This window comes from Streptomyces sp. NPDC033216 (assembly GCF_055577115.1).
In genome coordinates this window covers 36,567-51,891 of sequence record NZ_JBVIQK010000021.1, presented here as the reverse complement: position 1 = coordinate 51,891, position 15,325 = coordinate 36,567, and the positions used below count along the sequence as shown (strand labels likewise).

At 71.4% G+C, this 15,325-nt stretch carries 12 protein-coding genes; 7 read left to right on the top strand and 5 right to left on the bottom strand.

Going from position 1 to position 15,325, the window contains the following annotated elements; translation table 11 throughout:
* Positions 1-300: 300 nt before the first annotated feature.
* Both ACZ5Y0_RS29400 and ACZ5Y0_RS29395 read right to left on the bottom strand, forming a co-directional pair.
* On the bottom strand, positions 301-2,610 hold the full coding sequence (locus tag ACZ5Y0_RS29400) for an FtsX-like permease family protein (protein WP_469131704.1): 2,310 nt from the start codon (positions 2,608-2,610) through the stop codon (positions 301-303).
* Complete coding sequence (locus ACZ5Y0_RS29395; RefSeq protein WP_469131703.1) at positions 2,607-3,317, bottom strand: ABC transporter ATP-binding protein; 711 nt, start codon at positions 3,315-3,317, stop codon at positions 2,607-2,609. Before ACZ5Y0_RS29395 ends, ACZ5Y0_RS29400 begins: the two co-directional genes overlap by 4 nt.
* A 138-nt stretch (positions 3,318-3,455) precedes the next feature.
* Between ACZ5Y0_RS29395 and ACZ5Y0_RS29390 the strand changes: the two genes are divergently transcribed.
* Both ACZ5Y0_RS29390 and ACZ5Y0_RS29385 read left to right on the top strand, forming a co-directional pair.
* The gene (locus ACZ5Y0_RS29390) at positions 3,456-4,295 is read left to right on the top strand and encodes a sensor histidine kinase (RefSeq protein WP_469131702.1); all 840 of its coding nucleotides are present in this window, start codon (positions 3,456-3,458) and stop codon (positions 4,293-4,295) included.
* Positions 4,292-5,002 (top strand): response regulator, encoded by a 711-nt coding sequence (locus ACZ5Y0_RS29385; RefSeq protein WP_469131701.1) that lies wholly within the window; start codon positions 4,292-4,294, stop codon positions 5,000-5,002. Before ACZ5Y0_RS29390 ends, ACZ5Y0_RS29385 begins: the two co-directional genes overlap by 4 nt.
* A 446-nt stretch (positions 5,003-5,448) precedes the next feature.
* Here the strand turns inward: ACZ5Y0_RS29385 and ACZ5Y0_RS29380 are convergent, their stop codons facing one another.
* Positions 5,449-5,805, bottom strand: a complete 357-nt coding sequence (locus ACZ5Y0_RS29380) for a hypothetical protein (protein WP_469131700.1) — start codon at positions 5,803-5,805, stop codon at positions 5,449-5,451.
* A gap of 227 nt (positions 5,806-6,032) precedes the next feature.
* Between ACZ5Y0_RS29380 and ACZ5Y0_RS29375 the strand changes: the two genes are divergently transcribed.
* Together ACZ5Y0_RS29375 and ACZ5Y0_RS29370 are read left to right on the top strand one after the other, a co-directional pair.
* The gene (locus ACZ5Y0_RS29375) at positions 6,033-6,536 is read left to right on the top strand and encodes a GNAT family N-acetyltransferase (RefSeq protein ID WP_469131699.1); all 504 of its coding nucleotides are present in this window, start codon (positions 6,033-6,035) and stop codon (positions 6,534-6,536) included.
* Between the two features lie 241 nt (positions 6,537-6,777).
* Positions 6,778-7,146 (top strand): hypothetical protein, encoded by a 369-nt coding sequence (locus ACZ5Y0_RS29370; protein WP_469131698.1) that lies wholly within the window; start codon positions 6,778-6,780, stop codon positions 7,144-7,146.
* A 60-nt stretch (positions 7,147-7,206) separates the two neighbouring features.
* On the opposite strand, the gene ACZ5Y0_RS29365 is transcribed toward ACZ5Y0_RS29370, so the two are convergent.
* Complete coding sequence (locus ACZ5Y0_RS29365; RefSeq protein ID WP_469131697.1) at positions 7,207-11,328, bottom strand: CHAT domain-containing protein; 4,122 nt, start codon at positions 11,326-11,328, stop codon at positions 7,207-7,209.
* Positions 11,329-11,371: 43 nt separating this feature from the next.
* On the opposite strand from ACZ5Y0_RS29365, the gene ACZ5Y0_RS29360 reads away from it, so the two are divergent.
* Entirely contained in the window at positions 11,372-11,716 is a 345-nt protein-coding gene (locus tag ACZ5Y0_RS29360; protein ID WP_469131696.1) for a hypothetical protein, read from the top strand.
* Between the two features lie 5 nt (positions 11,717-11,721).
* Positions 11,722-12,633, top strand: a complete 912-nt coding sequence (locus ACZ5Y0_RS29355; protein WP_469131695.1) for a hypothetical protein — start codon at positions 11,722-11,724, stop codon at positions 12,631-12,633.
* A gap of 339 nt (positions 12,634-12,972) precedes the next feature.
* Here the strand turns inward: ACZ5Y0_RS29355 and ACZ5Y0_RS29350 are convergent, their stop codons facing one another.
* Positions 12,973-13,308 carry a TfoX/Sxy family protein gene (locus ACZ5Y0_RS29350; protein WP_469131694.1) on the bottom strand — a complete coding sequence of 112 codons (336 nt, stop codon included), beginning with the start codon at positions 13,306-13,308 and terminating at the stop codon, positions 12,973-12,975.
* 1,243 nt (positions 13,309-14,551) lie between these two features.
* Between ACZ5Y0_RS29350 and ACZ5Y0_RS29345 the strand changes: the two genes are divergently transcribed.
* Positions 14,552-15,289, top strand: a complete 738-nt coding sequence (locus ACZ5Y0_RS29345; RefSeq protein WP_469131693.1) for a dienelactone hydrolase family protein — start codon at positions 14,552-14,554, stop codon at positions 15,287-15,289.
* The last annotated feature ends 36 nt before the right edge of the window (positions 15,290-15,325 follow it).

Here is a 15,325-nt window from a genome sequence, read left to right as displayed (position 1 = left end):
AACCATGCGTTCCTCACAGGTTCTGGTTGCCACGAACGACACGCAGCGCTCCACCGGGGACTGCTCGAACTGGCCCGCAGCCTCACATGCCTGCGCCGCCTACTGATGACGGAGGACGCCCCGGAGTCAGCGCGGCCTGGCACATATGCGATCAAGCCGCGCCCCCACCTCGCCATCGGCCTGGAGAGCGAGGCGAAGGCCCGCCGGCAGCCGGCCGAGGCACGACAGCAGGCGGCGACGACCGGGGCATGAGCGGCGGCGAGCTGTCCGGGGTCGACCTGGCACATGCCGACAGGTGATCTACTCGGTGTGCAGCACCGAGGCGATGGTCATCCGGGCCGCCGACCGGGCCGGAACCAGTGCGCCGAGGACTGCGATCACCACACCCGCCAGGAGCATCGCGGCCAGCTGCGGCGCGTGCCACACGTCCTTCATGTAGGCGGGGAAGTCGACCACCCCGACATGGTCCAGGACGAGGCGGTGCGCCACGATCCCGAGCGGGATACCGAGCAGCCCGCCGACCACGCCCAGCCCGGCGACCGAGGTCACCGTCATCACCACCACCTGCCGGGGTGTCATCCCGATCGACTTGAGCATGCCCAGGTCGCGGTGCCGCTCACGGGTGTTCAGCAGAACGGTGTTGAGGACACCGAGCGACGCGACGAGCGTCAGCAGGACGGTGAACACCGTCGAGAAGGTGATGACGGTGGTGGTGCCGGCGTTGCCGGAGTCCATCACCGATGCTTGCAGGCCCGGGTCGAGCGCCGCGACCGCCTCGGCGTAGGCGCGCGCGTCGGCGCCGGGGACGAGCCGTACCGTGTACTCGGTGGCGTGGGCGGCTGGTGCGAGTCGGGCGAAACTCGCCCAAGCGGCCTCCAGGGCCCGGGCGTCACCTTCGATGAGCTGACCCACGACCGTCGCGGTGATTCTTCTGCCGTTCAGCTCCAGCATGACCCGGTCACCGAGCTTCAGCCCGCGCTGGCTCAGGAAGGCCGGCCCTGCCACGATCTCGCCCGCCGCGGCCGGCGCCCGGCCCTTGACGATGGTGTGCTCGTACAAGGAATCGTCGCCGCGGTAGAAGTCGGCGAAGACGGGCTGGGTCTGTCCGGTCATGTTCGCCTGGGCCAGCGCGCGGGCCCGTACCCCCTCCGCGCCCGGTAGGGACCTCAGTTGTTTCTCGATCTGCGGGTCACTGAGCCGGGGCGGGGTCTGGTCGTTGTCCGATCCCCCGGTCGTCACGTGGATCCTGGCGCCTCCGTCCTCCCGCCCGACGTTGCCGTACGCCGCCATGGTGCTGGTCAGTCCGGTCGACAGGGTCACCGTGGTGACCCCGAGGACGATGGCCGCCATGGTCAGCAGGGTGCGGCTGGGACGGGCGAACGGCTGGCCGAGGCCCAGACTGACGGGGAGCGGCAGCCGGGCGGCGCCGAGCAGCCGCTGGACACGCAGCCCGCGCCCGGTCCGCGGCGCGCCGCCCGCACTGATCGCCTCCGCGGCGGGCAGCCGGCGGGCGCGCAGGGCGGGGACCAGCGCGGCCAGCAGGACGAGGGCGGGCATGCCCACGAGGCAGGCCACGGACACCCACGGACTGATGTCGCCGACCGAGGCCCGGCCCACGTCGACGCCGGTGAACGCGACCTTCAGGATCGGCCCGGCCAGCGCGTCGCCGGCCAGCGTGCCCAGCACACAGCCCACCACTGCCGGTACGGAGAGCATCGTCAGGTAGACGGCGACAACCTGGTTCGGGGTGAAGCCCAGAGCCTTGAGCACCCCGATGTGCCGGTACCCGGAGACGACCGCCCCGCTGACCACGTTGCCGACGATCAGCGTGGAAACCAGCAGACCGAGGATGCCGAAGAGTGTGATGAACGGAAGGTAGGAGTCGGCCAGCGCGGAGAAAGCCCGCTTGAGGGTGAGGTAGGTCTGAGCGCCGGTCAGCGATTCCTTGGGCAGTCCCGTGGTGGCCCGCGCCAGCGAGGCGCTCAGCTGGGCCTCCGTCGAGGAGTCCGTGAAGCGGTAGAGCATCTGGGCGGAGGTCGGATGCAGTGCGGCCATCTGCTCCGGCGAGACCCAGGCGCTCGCCGACTTGCTCATGCTGGCGGCGAACCCGACGACGGTCAGCGTCGCTCCGCCGGGTGTCTCCAGCGTGGTGCCGAGCAGCTCGGAACCGGGGGAGCCCTGGACGGACCAGTTGACGACGATCTCGCCGGGGGCGGTGGCCCAGTGCCCCTCGAGGAGTTCGATCCGGTCCACGGGGCCCGCCGGATCGGCCCGGCCCACCACCGTGAGGGTGCCGCCCGCCATCCAGAGCCAGTCCCTGGGGATGTCGACGACGGCCTGTCCGAACGGCCCGGCCGCGGCCTCCACCCCACGCTGCCGGGCAGTCCGCGCCACCTGCTCCTGCGAGACCTTCGTGGTGTCGAAGGCCGCCACCGTATGAGCACCACGCTGCGCGGCGTAGGCCTTGTCGAAGGGGCCCGAGGCGGCGCTCAGCAGCGCCAGCGCGAGCAAGACGGTCGTGGTGGAGCAGAGCACGACAAGCCCGATGACGAAGGTCAGGAGCCGGCGGCGCTTCACGGCCGCGCGCGAGGCTCTCCACACGGCGCTCACGCGGTCGCCGCCAGCGTGCTCTCGCGGGCGACCCGGCCGTCGGCGACTTCGATCAGCCGGCTGGCGCAGCGGGTGGCCAGCTGCGGGTCATGGGTGACGATCAACAGGGTCTGGCCGATCTGGTTGAGGTCGATCAGCAGATCCATCACCTGCTCGCCCGACCGGCTGTCGAGGGCGCCGGTGGGCTCGTCGGCAAGCAGCAGGGCCGGGCGGTTCATCAACGCCCGTGCGACGGCGACCCGTTGCCGTTCACCGCCGCTCAGCGTCGCCGGATAGTAGTTCCGGCGATCGGCGACACCGAGTTCCTCCAAAAGCTCCAGGGCACGGCGGCGCGCCTGCCGGGCCGGGGTGCCGGTCAACTGCGCGGCCAGAGCCACGTTGTCCAGGACGGGCAGGTCGTCGATGAGGTTGAAGAACTGGAAGATCATGCCGACGTTCCGCCGCCGGAACAGCGCAAGGCCCGTCTCGTTCAGCTTCCCGAGGTCGTGGCCCTGCACCTCGACCGTGCCCGAGGTCGGCCTGTCCAGGCCCGCCACCATGTTGAGCAAGGTGGACTTGCCGCAGCCGGAGGGGCCCATCACGGCGACCGCGTCCCCTGCCCTGATCTCCAGCGACAGGCCGTCCAGGGCCTTCGCGTCGCCGTACTCCTTGTGTACTCCGTCCAGCCGTACCACCACGTGCGGGGCGCTGCTGTGGTCAGTTGTCATGGCTCGAACGTAGGACGGAGTCCGCAGACGGGGCGTCGGCCCCCGGAAGTATCCGTCCGGGAACGTCAGCCCGGGGATGTACGCAGCTGCATCCGCAAGTTGATGCGCGGTGGGACGGGCGGCTGCGAAGATGAACCGGTGCGGGAATCCTGGACGGTCTGGCTGGTCGTCACTGCGGTGGCGGCAGTCGGCGCCGCCGGGTGTCTGTGCGTGGCGCTGGTCCGGGCGCGGCGGCTGCACCGGGCGGCCATCGAGGAGCGCGGCTGGCTGCTGGAGCGGGAGCGCGAGAGAGCGACGCGGACCGCGGTCGACGCCGAGCGGGCCAGGATCGCCACCGAGCTCCACGACATCGTCAGCCACAACGTGAGCCTCATGGTGGTCCAGGCCGGAGCCGCCCGCGAGGTGCTGGCCACGATGCCTGACGAGGCTGCGGCGGCGATGAGCGCCGTCGAGACCGCCGGGCGGAACACGATGACCGAGCTGCGGCACCTGCTCGGCCTGCTCGCACCCGCGCAGAACGGCGACGACGAGCCCTACGGTACGGACCTGTCACCGCAGCCGAGCTTGAGCCGGCTCAGCTCGCTGGTCGACCGGATCGCCTTTGCCGGCCTGCCCGTGGAGATGCGCATCTCGGGTGAGCCGCGCCCGCTGCCGACCGGGATCGATGTCACCGCCTACCGGATCGTCCAGGAGGCCCTGACCAATGCCCTCAAACACGGGGACGGAGCCAAAGCCGAGGTGACGGTGCGATACGCGGACCACTACCTGCGAGTCGAGGTGCTGAACAGCGGACCGAGCATCCTCTCGGACAGCCGGCCCGCGCGGGAAGAGCCGGTCCCGGGCCAGGCAGACGGAACGGGACACGGGCTGCTCGGCCTGCGAGAGCGGGTCGCCGTCTACGGCGGCGACCTTGACGCCCGCCGCCGCCTCGGCGGCGGCTACCGAGTCCGCGCCCGGATCCCGCTGGGCCGCCCATGACGACGCGCACCGAACCCGCCCCTCGCGTCGTGATCGCCGACGACCAGGAGCTGGTCCGCACCGGCTTCCGCCTGATCCTGACCGCCCGCGGCATCGACGTGGTGGGCGAAGCCGGCGACGGAGCCGAGGCCGTGGCCACCGTGCTGAGGCTGCGGCCCGACGTCGTACTCATGGACGTTCGCATGCCCATCATGGACGGCGTGGAAGCCGCCCGCCGCATACTCGCGCAGGCCTCGGACTGCCGGGTGGTCATGCTGACCACCTTCGACCTCGACCACTACGTCTACACCGCGCTCGCCGCCGGAGCCAGCGGATTCCTGCTCAAGGACGTCACTCCCGCACATCTTGCCGCCGCGGTACGCCTGGTCGACACCGGTGACGCCCTACTCGCACCCTCGATCACCCGCCGCCTGGTGGAGCGCCTCGCCCCCGGAGCCGGTTCGGGTCTCGCAACCCCAGCAGTCCACCGAGACCTGGCCGCGCTGACGCCGCGCGAACGCGAGGTACTGACGCTGATGGGCCGAGGTCTTTCCAATGCCGATCTGGCGCGCGAACTGACGCTCAGTGAGGCGACAGTGAAGACCCACGTGGCCCGGATCTTCGCCAAACTGACTCTGCGTGACCGTGCCCAGGCCGTCGTCCTCGCCTACGAGACAGGACTCGTCTCACCGGGCGAGTCCGCTGACACCGACAACCCCTGCCGGTAGCCGGCAAATGCCCGTCGGCCTGGACGGCTGCCCACCTGAAGCGTCCGCTGGTCGACCCGAAACTGCCCCGCTCACGGCTGGTCGACCTGAGCCACGTCGCCTGTCCCGCGTGCAAATCCACGGGCGCACCGTCGACGCCGACCGGCTCCCCAGCCCGTTCGCGCCGAAGGGTGGCCGGCCGACCGGCCCGGCCTGGTAGGCAACCCCGACGGTGGCGTACGGGGTCCGCCAGGAGCCGTCGGCTTGACGGAATCGGCCCACAGAGCTCGAAGTTGATGCCGCTCCGCCTGTGTGGCCGGAACCGATCTGTGTGCTCAGGCGGGCTGACGGAGCGCGCTGACCAGCGCGCGCGGGTCGTCGGCGTGGAAGCGGATGGTGTGCGCCTCTTCCGTTGCGCCGAGCAGGCGGGTGAAGGGGAGTGTGATACCGCCGCCTGACCAAGTCCGTCAGGACCTGAATCGATTCTGCTGAGGATCAAAGCAGACCAGCCCCATCGAGTCCGCGAGAGCCGCTGCCCAAGCCGAGACCTCCTCAGCCCTGCTCCAACTCATCGGGAAGTAGACGAGCGGGCCACCGGCCCCGCCGATCAACGGCCCTGCGGCCCACGGCGATGCGTCCTCCACCTCACCGGTCACGTCACCCCACCGCTCGACAAGCGCGGCAACGTAAGCCGCGATGCGCTCGGTCGGAGGAGAGTCCACATCCGGCTCCTGGTAGCGGTCGAAGAGATCGGTGAAGACTCGTCCGGCGGTCCTGTCATCCGCCGGCCGCTCTCCTTCCCAGACGGCCAAGTCGTCACTCAAGCCCGGAGGCTCTCACACCGCAATGACAAGACGACGTTGACGGCGGACGGGCGCCAGAGGAAACGATGTCTCAGAAGCCGTTGCCCATACCGATCATGGAGTCTGTCGATCGAACGGGAGTCTCGATCGGGTGATCGCGGGCGCTGCCCGGCATGAGAGCAGATCTTGGCGGTCCACGGGGGAAATTGAGGGAAGCGGACGGCCCCACGCTGCTACGGTCGGGCGCTATGAGCTGGCTCCCCGATGGCTTCGTCCATCCCGTCCTGGTACCGCTGCCGGGCAGTGGTCATCATCTGCGGCCGATCCGGGAGGCGGACACCCCGCTCGACTATCCGGCTGTGATGGGTTCGCGCGAGCGGCTGTGGACCATCTTCGGCCCAGCCTGGGGCTGGCCTGCGGCCACCATGACCTACGAGGCCGACCAAGCCGACCTGTTGCGGCACGAGAAGGAGATCGCCGCACACCAGTCTTTCAACTACGCGCTGTTCGACGCGGCGGAGACAGCTCTGCTCGGCTGCGTCTACATCGACCCACCGGAGAGGGCCGGCGCGGACGGCGAGATTTCCTGGTGGGTGGTGGACGAGCTGGTGGGCAGCAAGGTCGAGCAGGCCCTCGACGAGCTGGTGCCGCAGTGGATCGCCGCCGACTGGCCGTTCGAGCAGCCGCGCTTCCTCGGCCGCGAGATCTCCTGGTCGGACTGGCTCGCCCTGCCGGAGCACCCCGACGCGTAAGTAGCTTTTGTCTTCATGACTGCCGCTCACCAGCGCCTGGCCCTGCTCTGGGCCGACGGCGGCTACACCGGCAGTCTGATCGAGCACTGCCTGGCCGCGTTCGCCCGGTGCACGTGACCGACCCGACCGGCGGCACCACCCGCTGGAACGCGACGCTCTGGGCCGGACGATCCGCATCACCGACCCGCTGGACGGCATCACCTGCCTCGCGGCGGGCGGTCTGAGCCTCGCGGAGCTGGGCGTGGACGCCCCGGGATCCTCCCCCAAGCCGGCCGCGGCGGGCGAGGAGTCGGTCGAGGGCGGCGTCTCCCCGGAGGCGAGCGCGTCGGCGTCGAGGGAGACCGACGCCGGCGGAACCGTTCCCTCGGGCTCGCCTTCCTCGTCGACCTCCGCGTCCCCCTCGCCCTCCGCGTCCGAGAGCGAGGACGCCGACGCGAGCGGCAGCCCCGACGTCCGGTCGGCGACCGGCAAGCCCCCGGCGCGTCGACCCCCACCGCCACGGCCGCTCCACGAGCGCCGCTCGGCCCCCACGGCCACCCCCACCACCGCGGCCCCGAGCCCGGACCCCTCCCCGACGGAGCGCGACCGCTGCCTGTGGTGGTGCGCGTAAGGACTTCGCCTGTACGACGGCGGGACGGTCGTCGCCGGCCGCGCCCGGGGGAGAACTCCGTTACGGCCCGCTGTGGATCAGCGACGCCCACAGGTGCGGTCGACCGGGATGCTCGGCGCGCAGGTGCCGGATGACGCGTTGGAGCGCGGTCGCCGCGTCATCGGCGGACGGTGTGTCCGGCATCAGCCGGTAGAAGTGATCGGCCGCGCCGGCCGCGACGCGGTCGTCCAGCGGCCAGAGACTCGCCACGACATGCCGGAACCCGGCCAGCTGGAACGCGGAGGCAAGGTGGATGGACTCGTCCGCGTGCCGCCGGCCGACGTGTCCGGTGGAGCACGCGGACAGGTATGCCAGTTCGGCTTCGTGGAGGTCGCGGCGGCCGATCTCCGCGATGGACAGCACACCGTCGTGGAGATGGAGCCCGCCTTCGGAGGGCGCGTAGGGGTCGGTGCCGGCGTGGCAGGCGAAGTGCGCCCAGCTCGCCTCGGGGAGCGCGCCGGTCACCCGGGCGGCGGTGGCCTGCTCGTTGGTGATCAACGGCATGTCCGGGTGGGCCGCGTGCAGGCTCGCCGCCTCGGCGGCGGTGGCCGGCAGGTCCGGCAGGCCCGGGGTCCGGTCGAGGGCGACGGTGAGCCGGCGCAGGACCGTCGCGGCCGGACGTCCCTGGGCGCGGGTCAGGGCCCGCAGGGTGGGTGTGTACGACGAGACCACCCGGTCGAGCGCCCCGGGCCGGTCGGGGTGCCCGGCCGCGTGCAGCGGCAGCAGCGCGAGCGGCCCCGTCGGCATCCACCACACGCGGGGGAGTACTCCGTCGTCCGGACGGAGCCGGTGTTCGACTGCGTCGAGGACCGGCTCGACCGCGGTGTCCCACAGTCGGCCGAGCAGTTCCGTCAGCACCCGCTGCCGGCGCAACTCGCCGGCGAACGAACCGGCGTCGTGCGTCGCTTCCGTCAACTCGGCGGCCCACGCCTCGGCATCGGCCAGCCGCAGGTCGGGCAGCGGTACCAGCAGCGGGGGCCCGTCGGCGGTGACGACGATGCCGTCGCACCTCTGCAGTCCGGCGTTGAGCAGTACGACCGCCCCGTCGGCGGCGGTCGGTCGCAGCTCGCTCCACGTCGGCGGGAGCAGGAACCGGTCCAGGCCCGGCAGGCGCCGGATCTCCGTCAGGACGGCGTCGTGCTCGGCCCACAGCCTTCTGCGCCGGTCCACGTGATCGATGTCCTGGCCGTCGGGCGTGGCCAGGGCCGGGGGATCCGGCGCGTTGAGGGCGTCGCGGACGCGGCTCAGGCGACGGGCCAGTGCGGGGTGCTCGGCCGCCAGGTCCGCGAGGGGCGTCCGCAGCGCCAGCCGGGACGCCAGCAGGATCGACCGGCCCAGCTCACCGGCCTGGACCGCGCCGCCCGGGTCGTCGAGGGCACAGTGCACGGCGATCGTCTCGCCGACCAGTCCGTGGTTCGCGCCGAGGCGGTGCTCGTGGTCCGCCGACGAGGTCTCCCGAGCCGCGACCGACGGCAGCAGCTCCACCGCCGTGTCGAACAGCAGCCGGGCGGTGTGCGGTTCGTCCAGCAGGTAGGCGAGCCGGCCCACCGCCCAGCAGGCGCGGACCCGGTCGAGCGGGGGCGACGTCGTGGCCGCGAGTGCGTCCTGCGCGAGTCGGACGATCCGCGACCGGTCGAGGGGGCCGCCGCTGCTCCACCGTCTCCGGTAACAGGTCCCGAGGAGGTAGATGCGTGCCGCCCGGTTGGGATGGTCGCCGGGGGTGGCCGTGACCGCCTGTTCCGCGGCGTCGACGGCACGGTCGAGGTCGGACACGTCGCCGGTCCGCTGGAACCGCAGCCGGTAGGCATAGCCGAGGCCGAACAGATACCGCGCGCGCTCCGGGTGGTCGGTGGGGACCGCGGCGGCCGTCTCCCGCGCCAGGTCGACGGAGCGGTCCAGGTCGGCCGGGTCGCCCGAGTGCTCGTACCGAGTCTGGAGGACCCGCGCGAGGTCGAACAGGCGCAGCACGCGGTCGGGGTGGTCCGCGGGTGTGGCCGCGACCGCCAGGAGTACGAGGTCGACGGCGCGGTCGAAGTCGGTCGCGGCACGGCTGCGCTGGGACCGATTCTGGTAGGCGACCCCGAGGCCGTTCAGGTACATGGCCCGGGCCGGGTGGTCGTCCGGTGTGGCGGCCAGGGCCTGTTCCTGATGTGTGAGGGCCCGGTCCAGGTCGTGCAGGCTGCCGCTGTGCCAGAACCGCTGCTTGAGGGCGTTGCCGAGGTTGTTCAGGCGCATCGCACGGTCCGGATGGTTGTCCGGTGTCGCGGCCACCGCGCGTCTGGCGGCGTCGATGGCCGCGTCCATGTCGGACGACTCCCCGGTGCGGGCGAACCTGGACCAGTGGGCGAGGCCGAGGTTCGACAGGTGCCACGCGACATCCGGGTGGTCGGTGGGCGTGGCGGCCACGGCCTGTTCCTGATGCGCGACGGCCAGGTCCAGATCGCCCACGTCCCCCAGCCGTTCGAACCGTCTCCGCAGGGCGGCCGCGAGGTTGTTCAGGGCGGTCGCCCGGAGCGGGTGATCGGCGGGAATCTCGGCGACGGCTCTTTGCAGGCCCTCGACGGCCCGGTGCATGTCGGCGGGGTGTGCGTTCCGGTCGAAGCGCGCGTTGTAGGCGGTACCGAGGTTGGACAGGCGGAGCCCGCGATCCGGGTGGTCGGTGGGCGTGGCGGCGACGGCCTGTTCGTAGTACGCGACGGTACGGTCCAGATCGCCCACGTCCCCCAGCCGTTCGAAGCGCGCGTGGTACGCGACACCGAGGTTGGACAGGAACGTCGCGAACTGGTGGTGCCCCTGGGGTGCCGTGGCCACGGCACGGCCGAGGTGGCCGATGGCCCGGTCCAGGTCGGCCACCTCGCCGAGCCGTTCGAACCGCGCGTGGTACGCCATGCCGAGGTTGGACAGGTAGGTCGCACCGTCGGGCGCGTCGTCCGGGGCGGCGGCCACCGCCTGTTCGTGGCGGCCGATGGCCCGGTCCAGGTCCACCAGGTTCCCGGTCCGCCCGAAGCGGGCGTGATGGGCGACGGCGAGGTTGCACAAGACGGTCACGCGAAACGGGCTGTCGGTGTCGGCGGCGGCCTGTTCCCCGAACTCGATGGCGCGATCCAGGTCCGACGGTCGGCCCGCCCGTTCGAACCGTGACCAGTAGGCGGTGCCGAGGTTGGTCAGGATGATCGGCCGGTGTGGGGAGTCGGCGGGGGCGGCGGCGATTGCGTGCTCGCCGGTGTCGATGGCGCGGTCCAGGTCCGCGAGGTTTCCGGTCTTCTCGAAGCGCCGCAGGTGGCTTGCGGCGAGGTTGGTCAGGGTGGTCGCCCGGTTGGGGGAGTCGGCGGGGATGACGGCGGTCGCGTGCTCGCCGGTGTCGATGGCGCGGTTCAGGTCCGCGAGGTTTCCGGTCTTCTCGAAGCGCCGCAGGTGGCTTGCGGCGAGGTTGGTCAGGGTGGTCGCCCGGTTGGGGGAGTCGGCGGGGGCGGCGGCGATTGCGTGCTCGCCGGTGTCGATGGCGCGGTCCAGGTCCGTGCGGTTCCCGGTCTTCTCGAAGCGCAGCAGGTGGCCCGCGGCGAGGTCGGTCAGAATGGTCTGCCGGTGCGGGGAGTCGGCGGGGGCGACGCCCATCGCGCGCTCGTCCGCGTTCACGGCCCGGTCCAGGTCCGCGAGGTGCCCGCTCCTCTGGTACCGCAGCAAGAGGCCCGTGGCGAGAGTGGCCAGGTGGAACGCCAGGTTCAGGTCGGCGCCCGTCGCGACGACGGCCCGTTCCCCGCACTCGATGGCCCCGTCCAGGTCGTTCGGGTGCCCGACCCGCTGGAACCGCAGGAGATGGGTGGCGCTGAGATTGCCCAGGATCAGCGCGGAGTTCGGGTCGCCGACGTGGAGGGCGGCCACGGCCTGTCGCCCGATGCCGATCGACTGGTCGGCGTCGTCCTCCCGACCTGTCAGGGCGTACAGCGCCCGGTGAGTCTCGGCGAGGTTGTACAGGCGGGTGGCACGGCGCGGATGGTGCGGCGGTGTCAGGGCGAGGATGCTGCGGAACAACGGCACACAGCGGGTGAGCAGGGTCGTGTCACCGGCTCGGGTGGCCCGGTTGAGAAGATCGACCGCCTGGTGATTCAGCTGCTCCGGATCAAGCCGGTGGTCGGAGGACATCGCCCATGAGACTATCGGCCGACCGACGGAAGGGGGAGCCGTGGTGGACGCCGAACGATCGGCCCTGACCACGCTGTGCGAGGAGTTCGACGCACTGATCGGCGAGACCAGGCTCCACTCCGCGGCACGTCAGGAACTGCTGGAACGGATCGTGGCCGAGGCGCGGGCCCGGCGCCCGGTGCTCACCCTGCTGGGCCAGTTGCTGAACACCGACCGCGAGACCACCCTGCGCACGCTCGCCACGGGACTGCCGGGAGCGGGGCCGGGCACCGCCCGTCAGGAGAACTTCCGCTGCCCGGACGGCGCCTGCGACCGGACGGCGGTACCGCCACCGGCGGGCGCCATCCCGCGCTGCGCGGTCATGGGCCGGCCCATGGAGCGGGGGTAGCGCAGGTGGGCGGTTTCTTCCAGCAGTTGGCCAAGACACTGGCCGACCGGTGGATCAGCCTGCTCGTGCTGCCCGGCGCGTTCTTCCTCGGCGCGGTGTGGCTGTCCGTCAACCTCGGCCATGTCGACGCGTGGAACGTCGCGCTGCTGACCCGGCGGGCCGAGGACGCCATGGCCGAGATCGCCGACCTGCCGAGCGGCGCGCAGGCACTCCTCGTCGTAGCCGTACTGGCGGCCGCCTCCGGTGTGGGCTTCGTCGTGCAGGCCCTGGCCGCGGTCACCCGGCGGGTCTGGCTGGGGCCGTGGCCCCGCCCCTTCGCCTCGGTCGCGGCGGCGCGTACGGCGCGCCGGCGTGCGCGGTGGCACCGGCTCGTCGAGGAACGCCGGGCGCTGGAAGCCGTGAGCCCGGCCACCCGCACCCGCGAGCGGCAGGACCGGATCGACACCGCGGCCCAGCGCATCACCCGGCTGGCCATGGCCGAGCCGGGGAGACCCACCTGGATGGGCGACCGGATCCACGCCGTGGAGTCCATCGCGTACCACCGCTACGGACTCGACCTGACCTACGGCTGGTCCCGCCTCTGGCTGGTGCTCCCCGACACCGCACGGACCGATCTCACCGCCGCGCACTCGGCGTTCGCCGCCGCCGTCGCCACCGGAACCTGGACCGTGCCCTACCTGCTGCTCGCCGCGGTGTGGTGGCCTGCCGTGCTGATCGCCGCGGGAATCGGCCTGACCGGATGGGCCCGCGCCCGCGCCGCCGTGGCCGATCTCACCACCCTGACCGAGGCCACCCTCGACCTGCACGGCCGTACGCTGGCGGCCGCGCTGGGGATCGGCGACGCCACGGAGGGGGCCGGTCCGCTCACGATCAGCGAGGGCGAGCGCATCACCGACCTCGTGCGGAAGGGCCGCTAGCCGCCCCGCCCCCGTTCCGCAGCCGACTGGCTTCGGTTCCGGCAGCCGCCCGGCTCCTGTTCCCGCGGCCTCCGGTCCCTGTTCCCGCAGCCGCCCGGCTCCCTTCCCCGCAGCCGACCGGCACGACCCCGCACCGCCGCGGTGGGCTCCCGGTCACGCGTCCCGCATCCGCCGCAACAGATCCCGCAGTGACTCCCGCCCCCCCCAGGCCGGTTGCGTACGCCTCGGTGGTTCAGTCGCGGATGCGGAACAGGTCGGGGCGTGGCACCGAAGCGGGTAGGGCGCGGGTGGTGGATGGGGTAGGCGAGTGCGGTCCGCAGCGCGGCGCGGGGGTGTCGGTCATTTTGAGGTCGCTTTCTTGTTGTAGCTGAGTGCTTCCTGGATCCAGGAGCGGAAGGCTTTCTCGGATGCGAGGGCGGAGGCATCGATAACGATCCATCCTCGACTCATCGGTTTGCCCCGCATCTCGGGCCAGTGGGCGCCTTGCCGCTTCAGCAGTTCTGTAGCTCGGTCCGGGTCGCAGCGGACCATCAACTGGCCGTGGACATTGGCCGTGGCTGCCATCTTCCCGTTGATCACGAAGGAGAGGCCGCCGAACATCTTCACCTCGCGGGAGTCGGCACGGCCGGACAGCGCCTGCCGGACACGGTCGGCCAGATCCGGGTCGTATGCCATGGTCGGACTGCTCCTGCCGGTGTCTGGGGAGGGGGCATCGGGGTCACGGAGGGTCGGGGCGCCCTCATCCACGTCCGCCGAATCGTCGGACGGCGACGGACCACGTAGTCACGGACCGTGGTGTGGCCGGCGCACTCGAAGTCATGCTCCGCGGCCAGCCTCTCCCGGATCCGACTGACTGTGTGCTTCTGCTTCCTGGGCGCGTTCAGGTCCTCGCGCAGCATCGCGTCCATGAAGCCCTTCACCGGCTCCAGCAGGCTCTTGTGCGGCGGCGGCTGCTTCCGCTTCGGCGGCACCGGACTGGCCAACGCCTTCGACACCGTCTTCCGCGACACCCTGTACCGCTGGAACGCACCCGCTGCGACACCGTCGAATTCCCCCAACGGTCCCTGTGAATCCGCTCGAAGATCCACTCACGCCACCTGTACACACGAGTCTCCTGACACGACCGTGATCAACAAACAAAGCGTGAGCGGCCAAATAGCTCAAAGGCCCGATTACTCCATCAGCGGCATGTCACCCACCCCGACCCGAAGTCGCCCCCAAACTCACGGAGAGTGTCAAAGGACACGGAGCAGTGTCATACATCCCTGTCACGTGGTGAGTTCTATGAGGCTCACAGGCCGTCTGCCCAGGTAGACGCAGTGACTTGTGAGGCAGAGCTGGCGCGCGGTCCTTCCGAACGCCGTGGCCCGGCCCGGAGGGCGTGGAGCACCCGGCGGTCGCGGTCGATGACCACGGCACTGCAGCAGGTGACGTAACCGGGCAGCGTGGTGCGGCGGGACGGCTCGTCGGCGCCGTTGAGGACAGCCAACAGGCCCTCCAGGCCTTCCCGTTCCTCGGCATGCCGACCGAGATAGGCCTCGACAGTCGCGCGGATGCGGGAGCGGGAGGGCGGCACGTGATCACCTCGGGAGTTGTGGGGTGAGGAGCCGCGGTGGGCGAGCCGGGCACCTGGCATCCCTCCGGCCACGCCCAGTACAACGCGGCTGGCCTGCGTCCACCGCGGAGTGGCCATCAGTCCCATGAGTTGCGAGTGGCGCGCCAAGAGTCTCAGGCCGCTGTCCCGTGCGCCATTGGGCCCGCGAGAGGTGTGACCGGGATACACGCCAAAGGGGCAACGGGATGATCTTGAAGCGCTGAGCGCCGGGCCCGTCCCGTGTTCCAGAGGGACACCTACGCTGTTCTGCCAGCGGCAGAGCACCGGCCGGACCGGGCTCGACGATCACTACAGTCCAGTCCCATGACGACGATTACGACGCGTACGGTCGAGTACCCGGCCGACGGTTCGACGATGATCGGGCACCTCGCGCTCCCGGCCGGTGCCGACCGCCGGCCCGCAGTGCTGCTCGGACCAGAGGGCATGGGGCTCAGCGACGTCGAGCGCCGCCGGGCCGATGCTCTCGCCGAGCTGGGATACGTAGCGCTGGCCTTCGACCTTCACGGCGGGCGCTATTTGGGTGACCCCGAGGAGATGCTGGCCCGTTGCATGCCGCTGCTCGCTGATCCCGACCGGATGCGGCGCATCGGCCACGCGGCACTCGACGCGTTGCGCGCCGAGCCCCGGACCGACCCCGACCGGATCGCCGCCATCGGCTACGGCACCGGGGGCGCCATTGCGCTGGAACTCGGGCGGGGCGGCGTCAACCTGCGCGCGATCGGGACAGTCAACGCAACTACCACGGGCCGACCGGGCGAGGCAGCGCGCATCCGCTGCCCGGTGTGGGCCGGGGTCGGATCGGAAGACCCGATCATGCCGCCCGCGCAACGGAACGCGTTCACCGCTGAGATGCAGGCCGCGGGCGTCGACTGGCGCCTCGCGATCTATGGCGGCGCCTTGCACGCCTTCCACCACCCGCCGGTCGACCACCCAGTGGTCCACGGTGTCGGCTACCACCCACAGCACGCGCAGCGAGCCTGGCGCGACGTCGTCGACCTGCTCGCCGAGTGCCTGCCCGTTACGGAGGACTTGGGGGCATGACCCAGGCAGGCATGGATCGGTAACGAGACAACGACG

Coding starts and splice junctions, on each gene's coding strand:
- ACZ5Y0_RS29345 (WP_469131693.1), top strand. CDS start 14,552: ATGACGACGATTACGACGCGTACGGTCGAGTACCCGGCCGACGGTTCG.
- ACZ5Y0_RS29395 (WP_469131703.1), bottom strand. CDS start 3,317: ATGACAACTGACCACAGCAGCGCCCCGCACGTGGTGGTACGGCTGGAC.
- ACZ5Y0_RS29350 (WP_469131694.1), bottom strand. CDS start 13,308: ATGGCATACGACCCGGATCTGGCCGACCGTGTCCGGCAGGCGCTGTCC.
- ACZ5Y0_RS29375 (WP_469131699.1), top strand. CDS start 6,033: ATGAGCTGGCTCCCCGATGGCTTCGTCCATCCCGTCCTGGTACCGCTG.
- ACZ5Y0_RS29365 (WP_469131697.1), bottom strand. CDS start 11,328: ATGTCCTCCGACCACCGGCTTGATCCGGAGCAGCTGAATCACCAGGCG.
- ACZ5Y0_RS29385 (WP_469131701.1), top strand. CDS start 4,292: ATGACGACGCGCACCGAACCCGCCCCTCGCGTCGTGATCGCCGACGAC.